Source organism: Streptomyces sp. NBC_01591, assembly GCF_035918155.1.
Taxonomy (GTDB): Bacteria; Actinomycetota; Actinomycetes; order Streptomycetales; family Streptomycetaceae; genus Streptomyces.
Genome location: NZ_CP109328.1, coordinates 489,041 through 504,455 on the forward strand (window position 1 = coordinate 489,041; position 15,415 = coordinate 504,455).

The following is a 15,415-nucleotide window of genomic DNA, read 5'->3' on the forward strand; positions in this document are numbered from 1 at the left end:
GTCCTTGGTGGCCGGGGGCTGGTCGCCGCCGGTCGGGTCGGTTCCGGCGTCGGCTTGCCGGCCGGGCCCAGGAAGTGAGTGCGGACGCCACACTCAACTGGGCCGCGATCAGAGCAAGATGCCGCTCACCGCGACCGGGCCTGTGACGTTCGTAGGAACCGGCCTCGGCGAAACCGGAGACCGACCGGACGACCTCGTCGAGCAACGCCACCGCCCGGCGGGGATAGAAACCCTCGACGTTGTACGCCTGCCGCAGATCGGCAACCGCGGCCGTCAGCCGTCGCGGCTCCGTGTGCCGGCCGGGCCCACCCGGCGCGACGTCCGGCACACGACCTCCGTACTCGGCCCGGACATCGCACCGGCGCGACGTCCGGCACACGACCTCCGTACTCGGCCCGGACATCCCCGAACAGGACGCTCGAACGCCTCACGGAGTACGTACACGGCGCGTTCGACGGGGGAGGGCTGCTCCGTCAGGAGCCGGACCGCGAACTCGAGCGCCTCCCCGCGTTCGGCCTCCCGCACCGGATCGACGGATGCGAGATCTCGTTCCGGACCCCATCCGCCGGTACTGACCTCGCGACGAGCGCGGGCCGAGGTTGCCGCGCTTCCCCGCCCCCAATGGTCTGAACCGCCGGGACCGGATCATCGTGCGCCAAGGCCCGGCTCAGTGACCTGGCCACCGTCGCCCGGAGCGGGTGCCGGGCGCACCCGTGGAAGCCCGGGTGTACCGCCGGGCGAAGCGCGACCCCGTCATCCGGGCCCCGGTGCGGGAGCGGCGTGCCCAGCGGTCGAGGCCGGAAGCGGGAGTGCCGCCACATGAGATCAATTCAGGCCACAAATACGACACTTCAGCGTATCTGCACAGTTGGATGCCGCGCCTCGGATAGTTAGTGGATCTTCCTGATCCCCCGACCGAGGAGCCCTCGTGCTTTGTCGTCGTGTCCTGGGCAAGCGTGCCGTGGCAGCACTCACCGCCACAGCCTCCGCCGCGCTCACCTTCACCGCGTCCTCCGGCGAGGCGGCCGCCGCCGACCGGTTGCTCTCACCGCAACGGCCGACGAGCCTGCCCGCCGAGCACGGCGACGTGCTCAGCTCGGAGCCCGGCGTCTTCTACCTGGATCCGCTCAAGGCGATCAAGGTCAATGCGAGCGTGCACCGGATCATGTACCGCACCACCGATCGCGCCGGGAAGGCCATCGTCGTCACCGGCACCGTGCTGAACCCCAGGACTTCCCAGTACGGCCAACGTCCGATCGTCGCCTTCGCCCCCGGTACCCAGGGCCTGGCGGACAAGTGTGCCCCCTCCCGCCAGCTGGCCGACGGCACCGAGTACGAGGCGCTGCCCATCAAGAAGCTCCTCGACCAGGGCTATGCCGTGGTGGTGACCGACTATCAAGGGCTGGGCACACCCGGCATCCACACGTACATGGACCGCGAGGCGCAGGGCCGCGCCGTCCTGGATTCCGTCCGGGCGGCCCAGCGTCTGAATGCCGTGGATCTCCCGGACGCCGGGCCGGTCGCGCTCTACGGCTACTCCCAGGGCGGTGGTGCGACGGCGTCCGCCGCCGAACTGGCCCCGACCTACGTGCCCGAACTGAAGATCAAGGGCGCCGTCGTCGGCGCTCCGCCCGCGGACATGAACAAGGTGGCCGACAGCATGGACGGCTCCGCCTACGGGGCGTTCTTCAACTACGCCCTCTCCGGCCTCTCCACCGCGTACGGCATCGACATCGACCCGTACCTGAACGCCCTCGGTAAACGCGTGACGAACGACCTGCGGGACAACCTGTGCACGACGCAGGCGCTCGCCAAGTACCCCTTCCTGAACTCGCGTTTCCTGACCGTGGACGGGCGCCCGCTGACCGAGCGCCTCAAGCGCGCCCCGTGGGACACGATCGTGGCCGAACAGCAGCTCGGCAAGCGCAAGCCTGCGGTGCCTGTCCTGCTCTCCCACAGCGCCCTGGACGATGTCGTCCCCCAACAGGTCGGCAAGAACCTGGCCGCCGACTGGTGCCGCCGGGGCACGACGGTGAGGTTCGCCGGCAACTACATCCCCGGCCACATCGCCGCAACCGAGGGCACCAGCGCCGAGGGCCTTCCCTGGCTCGCGGACCGCTTCGCCGGCAGGGCCGCATCGAGCACCTGCTGACCTCGGTGATGCCCCTCTGCCCCTCCGTCCGCAAAGGGGCAGAGGGGCATCACGGCTGACGGAGCATGTCGGGCCCGCGGTCGCTTCCAGGAACTACCGGAGTGATCCCGGAGCCGGCCCACCGCTGCTGCAGGTTGTCCATCACTGCGCGGAAGGACCCACCCGTTCCGTTCGGCGCGTTCTTCGAGTTGACGGTAGCCGCTCCATCATGCCGACGAACTGCTCGATGCTGTGCGCACGTTTGGGCTCGACACCCTCCGTGGTTGTCCATGGCGCCGTCCTTGCCCCTCCGTCCGACAGGCAGCAAGGCTCTGTCGCGGCCCGGACCTTTGTCCGGGAAGTGGCGGTGACCAGCCAGGACAGCAACGGACTGTCCGGGACACCGGGCATCCCTTGCCGGACGGCGCCCCCGGCCAGCAGGGTCGGTGCTGCCGGCGAAACAGTCACGTACAGCCACACGCCACACAGGAGTGTTCTCATGCGAAAGAACGCACGGTCCGCACGCATCATCCCCCTCGCGCTCGCCGCCGTCTTCGTCGGTGGCCTGAGCGCCACCACGGCCGCCCCGGCGCAGGCGCGCACCGAGACCCAGGCGTCCACCCAGGCGTCCGCCCGGACGACCGACGCCTATTACCTGCGCTTCAACAAGGGTTCGGTCACCAACTCCCGCCTCGAGCTGGTCAAGCGCACTCCCGGCCGGGACAAGGTGATCAAGACGTACAAGGCGGGCTCGGGCCAGGTCAAGAACACCTGCGCCGTCGGCAAGGGCTGGCTGCCCAACGCTGGGGCGAGCAAGCCGTACGCCGTCCAGTGGCACCGCAAGAACTTCGACGGCATCATCAACGGCTTCGTCATCAAGATCTCTGACCGCAAGTGCTACAACGGCACCAAGCGCACCGAGCTGTTCATCCACAGCGAGATGAAGCCGAACGGCAAGCAGGGCACCCGCGAGTCCGAGCGGTGGACGAACAGCGGCCCCAACGACTACTACTCCAACGGCTGCATCAAGCTCAACCCGACCAACATCAAGGACCTGTTCAAGCGCCTGGACCGCCTCGGCTGGCCGAAGAAGCTGTACGTGGTGAACTGACCCGCGTCAGTGCTCTGTCCGTGGTGCCCGGGAGGCCCGTCGAGGTGTCCTCCCGGGCACCACGTGTTGCTTGCGGGGCCTGGACGGCCACCGACGGGAGCGGCATGGGCACCGGCCTCGCCCTCACCGGCGCCGAACAGCACACCGCGCAGCACCACGTCCTTGAGCCGCAACCTCGGCAGAAGTACGCCGTCCTCGTCCTTGTCCGGCTGTGCATGGGGGCGCTGGGCGGAAGTCACACCAGCACCGTATGCCGCAGCCATGACAGGATCCGCGGCGGGTCCGCAATGCGCACAACGGTGGGAGCAGCCCCGGCAACGTACGGGACGGGTCGGCACTGTCGTCCTCCCACGCTGCTCATGGACAGCGTGTCACTCGCCCTTGCCACGACTCCCCATCAGCTCGGCAGCATGCTGACCAGCGAGTCGCGCAGGCGGGTGCGCTCGGTGCTCATGAAGCGGTGCAGGCTCCGGGAGGGGTTCTGCGCGTCAGTCCTGGTTCGCTGCGGACAGAGCCTCGGTGACCATGCGGGCGGCGAAGTCGCGGTCGCCGGTGAGCCGGTTGATGTGCTCCGCGAGCAGCAAGGCTGTGGCTTCCAGCGGATTCATCTCGTCCCCGGTCCAGTCTCCGTACTGCTTGCGCCACAGGCTGGGGCTCAGACCAGTGCCGGCCGCGACGACCAGGCCGACCATGGTGGGGATCACTTCGGGACGGATGCTCTTGGGCATCATGCGCATCGAGGCCACGAAGCCGGGCACCACGTACTCGATGACGTCCTTGTCGTGCTCTTCGTAGGTCATCCGCAGCCACTGCATGAACATGTAGATGAGCGTGCACGCGCCGTCCACCACGTCATTGGCTTCCTCGGGGCCCAGTGACGCGGTGAATTGGTCCATCAATTGCTGCTGTTCGGAGTTGGCCCCGGCCTGGCCGTCGTAGATGGCTTTGAGCCGAGAGTCGATCGCCATGAGCGCTACACCCACATCGCCGGCAGGAGCGTACGCGGGGTCGCAGGGTGATGACACAGGATCCTCCTTGGGTGACCGTGGGCAACGCGGCATGTTCGTACGGTAGTCGCTGATGGGGGTGCCCTGCGTCAATGTTCGGTGTTACCGGACAGCGGGATCGGATCGTTCCTGCGGGGCGGCGCAGCGCCGTGAGCCCCGCGCCGACGAACGCGGTCGCCCACGCCGTCCGTCGCGGGCCATCCGGGCGGGGCGCCCGGCCCGTACGGCATGGCGCTCGGAGCCCCGACGCCCGGCGGGGGATGCTGATGGCTCCCTGCGCAGGAGAGGTCTGTGAGCGATCCCAGCCCCCGAGTGACCCAGAGGCCTGCGTCCGCAGTAGCAGGCGAATTCATTCCCGCTCCCGGGGTCATCGGCATCGGGCTCGCCGCGGTGCTGACGTTCGCACTCGCCCAGGGCTCGTGGCAGTGGTTCGCCACGTTCATCGGGGTGACACTCCTGGCGGTGATGTTCGCCTTCCAACGACGGGCGGAGTGGGCGCCGGGCATCCGCTCGGCGTACATGCGCGGCCTGGTCGCGTACGCGCTGGTCGTCGGCCTGTGTGTGGCCATCGCACTCGCCCCCCTGCTGCAGCGCCAGGCCTGGCTGTTTCCGATGCCGGGCACGCGCGGCGACTGCGAGCTGCTGGGCAGGTACCAGGCCCTTCAGGCGGAGGCCGCGCTGGGGAACCTGGCCGGCAGCGACGGTGCGGCCCTGGCGTTCGCGCAGGAGGACCAGGCCCGTGAGGCCGTTGCCGACTGCCTGGCGGCCACGACGACGATGTGACTACCTCTGTACGGGGTGGGTGTGGCGGTGCTGGTGGGGACGGGTGTCTGGTTCCGCGACCGGGCCCGGTCGCGGTCGCGGGGCAGATCAGGCCCTGTGGCGCGAGTGGAACGCCACTCGACTCGGTAGCGAAACCCGCGCCGTGCTTGACCATCTTGCTGATCAGGAGGTGCTGCCGCGTCGGGCGTAGGCGCGGGCGGCGCGGGCTCGGTCGCCGCAGCGGGTGGAGCACCAGTGGCGGCGGCCGTGCCGGAGCAGGTAGCGGTTGCAGGGCGGGGAGCCGCAGGCGATGAGGCGTTCGGCGTCGGGGGAGGTGAGCAGGTCGGCGGCGTCGGCGGCGAGGGTCGCGAGCGCGTGGTCGACGATCTGCGTGGTGGGGTGCGGGGCGGCGCGGTAGGGGCCGGTCTTGTCATCCCACTGCAGCAGTGGGGCGGTGGGAACTCTGATCAGCGCGTCATTGACGGCGCCCAGGGCGGCGGGGAGGGCGGGCAGCCCGTCGACGCGGGAGGCGAACAGTGCCCTGATCTGCTCGCGCAGGGAGCGCAGCTGCGTCGCGCACATCTCCCGCATCCCGATCTCGACCGGGGCGAGACCGCGTTCGGTCAGCCACTCGTTCGCCGCTGCGGGCGTCCCGAGCTGGTCGATGTAGTGCCCGCCGGGCAGCGCGATGGCGCTGTTGGCGAGAGCGAGAGCCGGGTACTGCTCCGCGCCCGGTGCGGGTGGCAGGCCGGATTCGGGGGGCGCGATCTCTTCCATGACCCTCATGGTACAAGCTCCATTCATCCATGACTCTCACGGTTTGGTTTGAGTTTATCCGTGAGGTCTGGTTATGGTGACCTCACGGTTCAACCGCAACTATCCGTGAGGTGCGTTTCTCATGCCTTCCCCCACCGCAGTGTCCGAGCAGTTCCCCGTCCGCGTCTTCGGCGGCCCGACCGCCCTCTTCGAGTACGGCGGCCTGCGCTTTCTCACCGACCCGACCTTCGACGGCCCCGGCGACTTCCAGGCGCCGGGCGGCCCGGTCCTGACCAAGACCGCGCCCTCCGTGGGCAGCCCGGCTGACCTCGGCCGCGTCGACGTGGTCCTGCTCTCCCATGACGAGCACGCCGACAACCTCGACGACTCCGGACGCGCCCTGCTCGCCGATGTCCCGCTCACCCTCACCACCCCCGGTGGCGAGAAGCGCCTCGCGGACAAGGTCAAGGGCCTGGCCGACTGGGAGTCCATCGAGCTGGACCGCCCGGGCGGCGGCACGATCACTGTGACCGGCGTGCCGGCCGTTCATGGGCCCGGGGTACGCGAGGAGGTCGAACCGTTCGTCGGCGAGGTCGTCGGCTTCGTCCTGACCGGTGTCGGCCTGCCCACCGTCTACGTCAGTGGCGACAACGCCTCGCTCGACCTGGTCAAGCAGATCGCCGAACGGTTCGGCCCCGTGGACACCGCCGTCCTCTTCGCGGGCGCACCCCGCTTCCCCGTCCTCTTCGACGGTCAGTGCATCGTCCTCGACAGCGCCCAGGCCGCCGAAGCCGCCCAGCTTCTCGGCGCCCGCCGCGTGGTGCCCGTCCACTACGACAGTTGGGCCCACTTCACCGAGGGCCGTGACGACCTGGCTGCCGCGTTCACCGCCGCGGGGCTGGCCGACCGCCTGGACTGGGGTCACCGGGGCTGACCCGGGTGTGAATCGATGTCGCTCAACAGTTGTGCGGCCAACCCGCGGTGCGGAGAGCTGGGCCACGGTTTGGGGCCCTGGGGCTCTGCACGTTGAAAAGGGGCTGAAGGGCGAACCAGGCCCGTGCTTACATGGGCGTCATGGTGTCTGTTGAGCGCTTGCTTGCCTTCGCGGCTATGTCATTCCTGCTGATCGTGATTCCAGGGCCCAGTGTGCTGTTCGTGATCGGGCGGGCGTTGGCGCAGGGGCGGCGCGCCGCGCTGACGACGGTCCTGGGGAACACGTTGGGCGCCTATGTGCTCACCGTGGCCGTGGCTCTCGGCATCGGGTCGGTCGTGGAGCGCTCCGTGCTTGTCTTCACGGTGCTGAAACTGGCCGGTGCTGCCTATTTGGTGTATCTGGGCGTCAAGGCGTGGCGGCAACGTGGCTCGCTGCAGTCCGCGTTCACTGCTGACAAGTCCGCGCAGGGCGGCATGCGTACGTTGTGGGAGGGGTTCGCCGTCGGCGTGGCCAACCCCAAGACCATTGTGTTCTTCGCTGCCGTGCTGCCGCAGTTCGTCGACCGCGCTCAAGGACACGTCGTGGTTCAGATGCTGGTGCTCGGGCTGGTCTTCAACATCATCGCAGTGGCCTCCGACAGCCTGTGGGGACTGATCGCGGCAACCGGACGGGATTGGTTCGCCCGCTCACCTCAGAGGCTCTCCCTGGTCGGAGGAGTCGGCGGGCTCACGATGATCGGCCTCGGTGTCACCATCGCCGCGACAGGACGCAAGGACTGATCCCGCACCAGAGGGGCGACCGGGTCAGCCGGCGGCGGGTTCGGCCCGGTTCCACCCGCGCGCTGACCTCGCCACCGGCTGGAGCCGCAACCAGGGGTGGCCACGGTTGTGAGATGAAGATCGGCGGTGCCGCTGCCGTCCGCCGGCTTTCCGTCTCACCGCCGGGCAGGCAGGTGACGCACCCGCCTTCGCCCGTGTCATGGCCGGGCTGCGGGTGCTGCGGGTGCGGGGGCGGCCCCGCGCCCGGCCCGAGGTGGTCCTGGCCGACAAGGCCTACTCCTCCGGGCCGGACAACCGAACTCGGTCAGGTGCGTGATGTAGCAATGGCTTGTGCCCGCAGAGGCCGTGTGCGGGTGACCCGGTGCGGTGATTGAGCAGGCGTGTTGTCGCGGACCACCTCTGCGACGCAGGCAGTCGAAGGTGTTGCATTCCGAGACCGTGGATATGATGTGGACCACTCTCCGGCGGCTCCGGGTCAGGCGTACGCGATCATGACCGGAATGGACACTCGTTTCGTTGGCATCCCTGATCTGGTCGAGGCCCCGTCCGTGGCGGTCGTGGTCGACGTCATGCGTGCTTTCACCGTGGCTGCCTGGGCCTTTGCCCAGGGGGCGGAAAAGATCATTCTTGCTGAGTCGCTGGACGACGCTCTGGCGCTCAAGGCTCGCCACCCGGATCGGGTGGCGATCAAGGACGGGCCGCCCGCGCCCGGGTTCGACATGGTCAACTCGCCGGGCCTGCTGCGGTCTGTTGATCTTGGCGGACGGACCGTTGTGCAGAAGACCACGGCAGGGACGGTCGGCGCCCTTGCGGTCAAGGAGGCGTCGCTGGTGCTGTGCGCCGGCTTCGTAGTGGCGGAGGCAACGGCTCGGCTCTTGCGGACACGCAAGAGTGACAGTGTCACGTTCGTGGTCACTGGCGAGGATGGGCAGGCCGATGAAGATCTGGCGTGCGCTCAATACATCGCTCGGAGAGCCACCGAGGCTGGGACGGATGCTGCTGGGTTCCTTCGCCGCGCTGCCGAGTCGCGCGCCGCCGCCGAGCTGGCGGAGGGAGTGCGTCAAGGAGTCCATCCTGATGACGTTGCACTCTGTATTGAGCTCGACCGGTTTCCCTTTGCCATGGTGGCGGCCTTGGAAGACTCGCTCATGGTCCTGCGTCCGTGCGCCGTGCCTTCGCCGGCCGACGACGCCTCGGCCCGGAGACCGGCATGAGCGGAACAGCCGAAGGCCCCGCGGCAGGAGTTCGCTTTGGCGCCGGAGGTGCTCAGGCCTGCCCGGGCAACTCCTACTCGATCCGTCGACTGAGGTTGTCCCGCGATCTTTGGCCGCTTGTTCCCGAGGGTCTTCAACTTCTCAACCGTTGCACGGCGATGAGCGCGGTTCCCGGCGGACGGTTCTGCCCACGTCGTAGTACCGAACGCGGCCGGCCCTCACTCCGGGCTTCGTCCCGCTGAACACCCGTGCCCATGACAGGGGTGCTCAGGTTGCCGCCCGGTACCGCCTTCTCACGCCCGGCGGCGAGAACATGTTCACACAGGCTGACCGGGCGGGTTCGGCCCCCGGTCGGCGAGCAGTGACGTTGAGACGGGCCTGACTTCGGGCCGGGAATTGAGGCCCACCGCTGCGTGATCAAACGGCCGACTGCGATGCTCGGACTGGCCAACCACGGTGATCAGTCACCTGTGCAGTCTCGGGACAGCGGTGGGAGCAGCCCGCCACGGTCGCCATCACGCCCCAGGGCGTCAGCTGCGCTCTGCAGCTGTTGTCCTTCCGATCCTGGGCAATCATGTCCGCCCCGCACCGGTCAGCGCGGGACGGACGCATTCGGCGAGTCAGCTGCAGAGAAGGGCCCATGAGGTGTTGGGACGCCAGGTCTTCTCGCCGGAGGCCGCACCCTTCCAACTGAACGTCGCCACCACGCTGAAGCTCGACTGTGGCCAGTTACACGGGTTGACGGTGCTGGTGCCGGCCAGGTCCTCGGTGCCGTGCCAGCCGTCGTAATCCTTCGCGGTGCGCAGCGTCACCCAGCTACCCGTGCTGGTAAAGCGCTGAAGCTTCACGTTGGTGACCTTGACCTGGTAGCTGCCGCCACCGGCGACATCGGTGATCTTCGCCCGTGCTCGGTAGGTGTCGGCGGTCTCGTCCCACCAGACGGTGGCGCAGCGCTTGACCGCGGTGCCGTAGCACTTCCACTCGCTTGCTGCGGATGCCGGCGACGGGGTGATGACGATCGACGCGCCGAGCGCCGCGGCGACCAACGCGCCGGTGGTACCGAACCGGCCCGCACGCTTGAGCCTCATGAAAATCCTTCCTGATTTGCCAGTGATTCCGGTGGCACCGTATCCAGCAGGTCGGAACAACTGCCCAGCCGTGCGAGGCGGTTGCGCTGCTGTGACAAAGTCAGAGTTCGGTCTCCTTCGGCCAGGGTGCGGGTGAAGGAGCGGCCGAGAGGCCGTATTTCTATCGATGGCGCGAACGTCGGCGATGGCCCCTTCCACGCGGCCGAGCAGGGCCTCGCAGTCCCGGCCTGCGGGCTTCAGTGACGAGTTGTGGTGTGTCATGTGTGGCTACGGGGCAGTTCCGGCTCGTGCTGTGGCATGTGGTCCTGTCGGGGGAGCAGCAGTGGGGTCGCCAGCAGGAGCACGCCGGCCAGGCCGATGGCCGTACGCGGGCCGAGCAGGCTGCCCAGCACGCCCCAGACGGCTGTCAGGAGCGCGGTCGTGGCCTTGGTCGTCACCGCCCATGCGGACAGTGTGCGGGTGACCCGGTCGGTCGCGGTGCGTTCGAGGCGGTAGGTGGCGTAGACGGGGTTGAAGACCCCGCAGCAGAAGATGAGTCCGAGCTCGACGCCGACCACCAGCAGCAGTCCTCCGGTGCCCGGCCCCAGGAAGGCCAGGCCGACGGGCCAGATCGCGCGCAGCCTCCCGGCCACGATGAGCACCTGATGCTGCCCGAACCGGGTGACGAGCGGCCGGGCCAGTCGCGAACCGAGCAGTCCGCCGATCGAGGGCGCGGCGAAGGCGAGGCCGTACTGCCATGGTGCGAACCCGAGTTGGCTGAGCATCAGGACGGCCAGCAGCGGCTGGGCGGCCATCACCAGGGCGTTGAACAAGGCGGTGTTGAAGAACAGCGGGCGCAGCGTCGCGTCGGCGAGGATGTACCGCCAGCCGTCGAGGAGGTCCCCGGCCCTCATGCGCGGGGCCTCCCAGCGCTCGGGCCGCGGCTCGTGCCCGCCCGTTGCGCGGATACCCAGGGCCGAGAGCAGGTAGCTGACCGCGTCGGCCACCACCGTCGCCACCGGACCGAGGAGCCCTATCGCCGCGCCGCCCAGGGGCGGTCCGATGATCGTGGTCGTCCAGGCGGTGGACTCGAATCGGGCGTTGGCGACGAGCAGGTCCTCGGCCGACAGCAGTGTCTTCAGGTACGCGCCGGAGGCGGCGCGGAAGGTGATGTCGGCCGCCGCGACGACGACCGAGACCAGCAGAAGCTGAAGAAACGTGAGGACGCCGAGCGCGAACGCGGCGGGGATGGTCAGCAGCGCCGCGAACCGCACCAGGTCCATCGTGATCAGCACCGGCCGCTTGCGGCGGAACTCCACCCACGGGCCGAGCGGCACCGCCACGGCCGCGCCCACCGCAGCCCCCACGGAGGCGAGCGTGGCGACCTCGGCCGGTCCGGCGTGCAGCGCACCGATGGCGATCAGCGGGAACGCGCCGAAGGCGAGCCATGTGCCGAGCGCGCTGGTCGCGTACGCTCCCCAGAGCCACCCGAACCGCCGCCCCAACCGGTGCCCGCTTCTCATGCCCGACGCCCCTTGCCACTCACCTGCACAACCGATCCGCGATCGGAAGCATCAAAGCGAGCACCGCACCCGGGGATCAAACAACCGCAGGACCACCTGGCCACAACCAACGGTTGTACCCATAGGGTGTCCGGCATGGACCTCGACACCGTCAGGACTTTCGTCGCCGCCGCCGACGCGGGGCAGTTCCAGGAGGCCGCCGCCGAGCTGGCGGTCACCCAGCAGGCTGTCTCCAAGCGCATCGCCGCACTGGAGCGCAACCTCGGGGTGCGGCTGTTCACCCGCACCCCGCGCGGCGCCGAGCTCACCATCGACGGGCAGGCGTTCCTGCCCCACGCGCGCGAACTGCTGCGCGTCGCCGAGCGCGCGGTCGCGTCCGTGCGCACCGGCCGCCGTCCGCTGCGCGTCGACGTGATCGCCTCGCGCGGCGCGCAGTCGGGCCTGATGCGCGGCTTCCACCGCGCACACCCCGACATCGAGCTCGACGTGATGATGCTCTTCGAAATCGAGACGGCCGTCGCCGCCATCCGGTCCGGTGCGATCGACGCGTCCTTCCGCGCCGTCGCCGCGCCTGGCCGGCCCTTTCCCGAGGACATCGAGTCCGTCCGGGTGCTCGACGAGCCGCTCCAGCTCCTCACCGGCCCCGCCCACGCGCTGGCGGGCGCCCGGTCGGTGCCCCTCGCTCAGCTCGCCGGGCACCGGATCTGGATGCCCGGCATCGTTCCCGGTACCGAGTGGGCCGCCTACTACGAGGATCTCGTCGCCGAGTTCGGCCTCACCATCGAGGCGACCGGCCCCAACTTCGGCTCCGACGCGCTCCTCGACACCATCGCCGACACCCCGGCCCTGGCCACCTTCATGGGCGAGCAGACCCGGCTCGTCTGGCCCGCCGGCCACGGCCTGCGCCGCATCCCGGTGACCGACCCGACGCCCGTCTACCCGCACTCGCTCCTCTGGCACCGCGACAACCCCCACCCGGCGCTGGCCACTCTCCGCGCCCACCTCGCCGCCACAGCAGCCGGCCACGACGCCGCCGGGACCTGGGTGCCGGGGTGGGTGATTCCGCGCTGAACGCCGCCGCGTCCTCGACCATCGTCGCCGCGGCGAACGCCGCCCTGATCAAGGCCCAGGCCCAGGACCAGGTGCCCATCGACCAGCACTGGGGCAAGGGCCTGCTCGCCTCCGTCGACGGCCTGCGCTTCGTCGTCCCCGTCCGCACCAGGGATCCACCATGAAGCCGGCACTCGCGATGTGCGAGGCGCCCCCGCGGTGATTGCGGACGCTGTCGGCGGTGCCGAGGAGCTCGCCACCGTCGCCCACGGCGACTCCCGACGTGCGCGGCTACGGCCGCTCCTCCAAGCCGACCGCGACGGACGCGTACCGGATGCTCGCCCTGGTGGAGGACAACGTCGCGCTCGTGCGCGCCCTGGGCGAGGAGACAGCGGTGATCATCGGGCACGACTGGGGCTCGAACATCGCGGCGACCTCCGCGCTGCTCCACTCCGAGGTCTTCCGTGCCGTCGGGCTGCTGAGCGTCCCCTACGCCCCGCCCGGCGGGCCCCGCCCCACCGATGTCTTCGCGCAGATGGGCGGCGACCAGGAGTTCTACGTCTCGTACTTCCAGGAGCCCGGCCGTGCCGAGGCCGAGATCGAGCCCGACGTCCGGGGCTGGCTCGCGGGCTTCTACGCGGCCCTGTCCGCCGACACCATGCCGACGCAGGCCGAGTCCGACCCGCACTTCGTGAACCGCACCGACCGGATCGACCACCCGCAGCAGGTGCAGGGACTGGGCGATCCGCCCGTACTCCGCGAACGCCGTGCCCAGCGGCATCGGGCGTGAGTCCCGGTCCATCCCTGGTGGGCCTGCTGCGGAGATATGCACGAAGCGCGTCAGGCATGCCTCGTGCATATCTCCGCAGACCTGTTACTCGCGGAAGTAGCCCCTGCCGGTGCAGCCCTTCTTGGCGCCGTCGTTGTAGCCGCACACCTTGAAGTAGATCTTCTTGCCCTTCTTGATGTTCACGTCGATCGTCGCGGTCTTGCCGTTGTAGACGTGGACCTTCTTCCACAGCTTGCCGGTCTTGCTCTTGTAGACCCTCAGCTCTGAAGAGCGGGCGTCGAGGTTCGCGTCATCGATGGTGAGACTGTCCACGTCCGCACCGTTGGAGGTGTAGTCGTCCCAGACCACGGTGGCGTAGCGGTGGTTCTTGATGTACGCGTCCCAGCCGTAGCCATCCGGAGTGCCCGCCGCCTTCGTCTCCGCCTTCGTCTCCGCCTGGACGACGGTGGCAGCACCACCTGCCCGGGATCCGGAGCTGTCGGCGAGTGCCGACGTCGCACCGAGTGCGCCGGCCGACAGCAGGACTGCCGCGCCGGAGGCGACAAGCGTCCGCTTGAACATGCCTGACTGTGCCATGGGTCTTCCCCGTTTCTCGTTGCTGTTGATGTCCGCCGGTGCCGGGGTGCGGCGTCGACGCTGAAGTGAGCATGCTGCCGAGCGGCCGACGGGATCCATGTGTTTCGGGCCGGGCCGAAAGAGCACCGGGTCCGAGTAGTTACCGCGAGGGCCAGGAGGATCGGCACGCCGTCCTCGGCCCGGTCCTCGACGCCGTGGTTCTGTGGAACACCCGATACCTGGACGTCGAGCTGAACGCCATTCCGGGTAGGTGCCGGGGCCGATGTGCGGTGTCGGTCGTCTATCGGGGGCTGTTGGTCCATGTCGGCGGCTCGTCGGCGGGGCTTGGCACCTTTCCAGAGACGGCCGGCCGGAGTTCGCCGGGCGGCCTGATCCCGAAGGAGCCACCATGCACACCCCTGTCACGATCACCGGCGCCGGGCTCGGCGGCCTCACACTGGCCCGCGTCCTGCACGTTCACGGCATCCCGGCCACGATCTACGAGGCCGAGTCCTCCCCGAGGGCGCGCACGCAGGGCGGGATGCTCGACATCCACGACTACAACGGGCAACTCGCCCTCGCGGCGGCCCGGCTTGATGGACAATTTCCACGCCATCGTCCTGGAGGGCCGCGAGGCGATGCGGGTCCTCGACAAGGACGGGACCGTCCAGCTCGAGATGGCCGACGACGGTAAGGGCGGACGCCCCGAGGTAATGCGCGGCGAGCTGCGCCAGATCCTGCTCGACTCGCTCCCGGCCGGGACCGTCCGGTGGGGCCACAAGGTCACCGGCGTCCGCCCCCTCGGCGGCAGCCGCCACGAGGCAGCCTTCGCTGACGGCAGCACCGTCGTCACCAGCCTGCTGGTCGGTGCGGACGGCGCGTGGTCACGGGTCCGGCCGCTGCTCTCCACCGCCACACCCGAGTACGTCGGCAAATCGGTCGTCGAGACCTACCTGTTCGACGCCGACACTCGGCACCCAGCCGCCGCGAAAGCGGTCGGCGGCGGGTCGATGATCGTGCCCACGCCGGGCAGGGAGATCTTCGCTCACCGGGAAAGCGGCGACACTCTGCACGCCTACGTGGGGCTGTCCGAGCCGCAGGACTGGTTCGCCGCCATCGATTTCGCCGATGCCGCCGCGGCCACCGCGCGGATCGCGCAAGAGTTCGACGGCTGGGCGCCGGAGCTCACCGCGCTGATCACCGACGCCGACATCGCGCCGGTCCTGCGCCCCCTCTACGCTCTGCCGACCGGGCACCGGTGGGACCGGGTGCCGGGGGTGACCCTGCTCGGCGACGCCGCCCATCTCGCGCCCCCGAACGGCGAAGGCGCCAACCTGGCCATGCTCGACGGCGCTGAACTCGGCAAGGCCCTCGCCGCGCACCCCGACGACATCGAGGCCGCGCTCACCGAGTACGAGCAGTCCATGTTCCCCCGCAGCGCCGAGGCCGCCACATTTGAAGGTGCCGAGGTCCACGGGATCGACTCCGACGACAACACGGCCCACGGACGGAGCGGTGGACGCCGCGCTTGAGCTTCTTCTGGGTGAGCTCGGCGAACCACCGCTCGACCAGGTTCAGCCAGGACGCGCTGGTCGGCGTGAAGTACAGGTGGAACCGTGGATGCGCCAGCAGCCATCGCTTGATGTCCACGCTGCACGCGGACGGTATTTGACGCGGAGGGAGTGAGCACCGACGAGGAGGCCCGGAAGCTGTTGGCGACTGAGAAGTTCGGGGTG

General features: G+C 69.3%; 12 protein-coding genes and 5 pseudogenes. 11 read left to right on the forward strand and 6 right to left on the reverse strand.

The features are described from left to right. Positions 1-928 precede the first annotated feature (928 nt). Together OG978_RS43200 and OG978_RS43205 are read left to right on the forward strand one after the other, a co-directional pair. Positions 929-2,152 carry an alpha/beta fold hydrolase gene (locus OG978_RS43200; RefSeq protein WP_326770572.1) on the forward strand — a complete coding sequence of 408 codons (1,224 nt, stop codon included), beginning with the start codon at positions 929-931 and terminating at the stop codon, positions 2,150-2,152. Positions 2,153-2,630: 478 nt separating this feature from the next. Further along, positions 2,631-3,242: a L,D-transpeptidase family protein gene (locus OG978_RS43205; RefSeq protein WP_326770573.1), complete on the forward strand. Its 612-nt coding sequence runs from the start codon at positions 2,631-2,633 to the stop codon at positions 3,240-3,242. Between the two features lie 488 nt (positions 3,243-3,730). Here the strand turns inward: OG978_RS43205 and OG978_RS43210 are convergent, their stop codons facing one another. Then, complete coding sequence (locus OG978_RS43210; protein ID WP_326770574.1) at positions 3,731-4,267, reverse strand: hypothetical protein; 537 nt, start codon at positions 4,265-4,267, stop codon at positions 3,731-3,733. A 273-nt stretch (positions 4,268-4,540) separates the two neighbouring features. Between OG978_RS43210 and OG978_RS43215 the strand changes: the two genes are divergently transcribed. Beyond that, the gene (locus OG978_RS43215; RefSeq protein WP_326770575.1) at positions 4,541-5,032 is read left to right on the forward strand and encodes a hypothetical protein; all 492 of its coding nucleotides are present in this window, start codon (positions 4,541-4,543) and stop codon (positions 5,030-5,032) included. Between the two features lie 162 nt (positions 5,033-5,194). Here OG978_RS43215 and OG978_RS43220 read toward each other — a convergent pair whose 3' ends face one another. Next, on the reverse strand, positions 5,195-5,797 hold the full coding sequence (locus OG978_RS43220; RefSeq protein ID WP_326770576.1) for a CGNR zinc finger domain-containing protein: 603 nt from the start codon (positions 5,795-5,797) through the stop codon (positions 5,195-5,197). Positions 5,798-5,909: 112 nt separating this feature from the next. Here OG978_RS43220 and OG978_RS43225 point away from each other — a divergent pair, with 112 nt between their 5' ends. The 4 genes and pseudogenes from OG978_RS43225 to OG978_RS43240 all read left to right on the forward strand — a co-directional run bounded on the left by OG978_RS43225 (position 5,910) and on the right by OG978_RS43240 (position 8,694). Further along, positions 5,910-6,701 (forward strand): MBL fold metallo-hydrolase, encoded by a 792-nt coding sequence (locus OG978_RS43225; RefSeq protein ID WP_326770577.1) that lies wholly within the window; start codon positions 5,910-5,912, stop codon positions 6,699-6,701. A 131-nt stretch (positions 6,702-6,832) separates the two neighbouring features. Further along, on the forward strand, positions 6,833-7,480 hold the full coding sequence (locus OG978_RS43230; RefSeq protein WP_326770578.1) for a LysE family translocator: 648 nt from the start codon (positions 6,833-6,835) through the stop codon (positions 7,478-7,480). A 136-nt stretch (positions 7,481-7,616) separates the two neighbouring features. Next, positions 7,617-7,763, forward strand: a pseudogene (locus OG978_RS43235) (IS5/IS1182 family transposase); the annotation flags it as partial. A 217-nt stretch (positions 7,764-7,980) separates the two neighbouring features. Continuing rightward, the gene (locus OG978_RS43240) at positions 7,981-8,694 is read left to right on the forward strand and encodes a 2-phosphosulfolactate phosphatase (protein WP_326770579.1); all 714 of its coding nucleotides are present in this window, start codon (positions 7,981-7,983) and stop codon (positions 8,692-8,694) included. A 620-nt stretch (positions 8,695-9,314) separates the two neighbouring features. On the opposite strand, the gene OG978_RS43245 is transcribed toward OG978_RS43240, so the two are convergent. Continuing rightward, positions 9,315-9,782: a hypothetical protein gene (locus tag OG978_RS43245; RefSeq protein ID WP_326770580.1), complete on the reverse strand. Its 468-nt coding sequence runs from the start codon at positions 9,780-9,782 to the stop codon at positions 9,315-9,317. 257 nt (positions 9,783-10,039) lie between these two features. Further along, the gene (locus OG978_RS43250; protein ID WP_326770581.1) at positions 10,040-11,284 is read right to left on the reverse strand and encodes an MFS transporter; all 1,245 of its coding nucleotides are present in this window, start codon (positions 11,282-11,284) and stop codon (positions 10,040-10,042) included. A gap of 135 nt (positions 11,285-11,419) precedes the next feature. Here OG978_RS43250 and OG978_RS43255 point away from each other — a divergent pair, with 135 nt between their 5' ends. From OG978_RS43255 to OG978_RS43270, 3 genes and pseudogenes are all read left to right on the forward strand, one after another. Beyond that, on the forward strand, positions 11,420-12,355 hold the full coding sequence (locus OG978_RS43255) for a LysR family transcriptional regulator (protein WP_326770582.1): 936 nt from the start codon (positions 11,420-11,422) through the stop codon (positions 12,353-12,355). A 26-nt stretch (positions 12,356-12,381) separates the two neighbouring features. After that, a pseudogene (locus tag OG978_RS43260) lies at positions 12,382-12,504 on the forward strand (Tn3 family transposase); the annotation flags it as partial. 110 nt (positions 12,505-12,614) lie between these two features. Then, positions 12,615-13,046: pseudogene (locus tag OG978_RS43270) on the forward strand (alpha/beta fold hydrolase); the annotation flags it as partial. Between the two features lie 162 nt (positions 13,047-13,208). Here the strand turns inward: OG978_RS43270 and OG978_RS43275 are convergent. Continuing rightward, the gene (locus OG978_RS43275) at positions 13,209-13,700 is read right to left on the reverse strand and encodes a hypothetical protein (RefSeq protein WP_326770584.1); all 492 of its coding nucleotides are present in this window, start codon (positions 13,698-13,700) and stop codon (positions 13,209-13,211) included. 388 nt (positions 13,701-14,088) lie between these two features. Between OG978_RS43275 and OG978_RS43280 the strand changes: the two are divergent. Continuing rightward, positions 14,089-15,211, forward strand: a pseudogene (locus tag OG978_RS43280) (FAD-dependent oxidoreductase). Here OG978_RS43280 and OG978_RS43285 read toward each other — a convergent pair. Beyond that, positions 15,183-15,323 (reverse strand): annotated as a pseudogene (locus OG978_RS43285) (IS630 family transposase); the annotation flags it as partial. The pseudogenes OG978_RS43280 and OG978_RS43285 overlap by 29 nt on opposite strands. Positions 15,324-15,415: the final 92 nt, after the last annotated feature.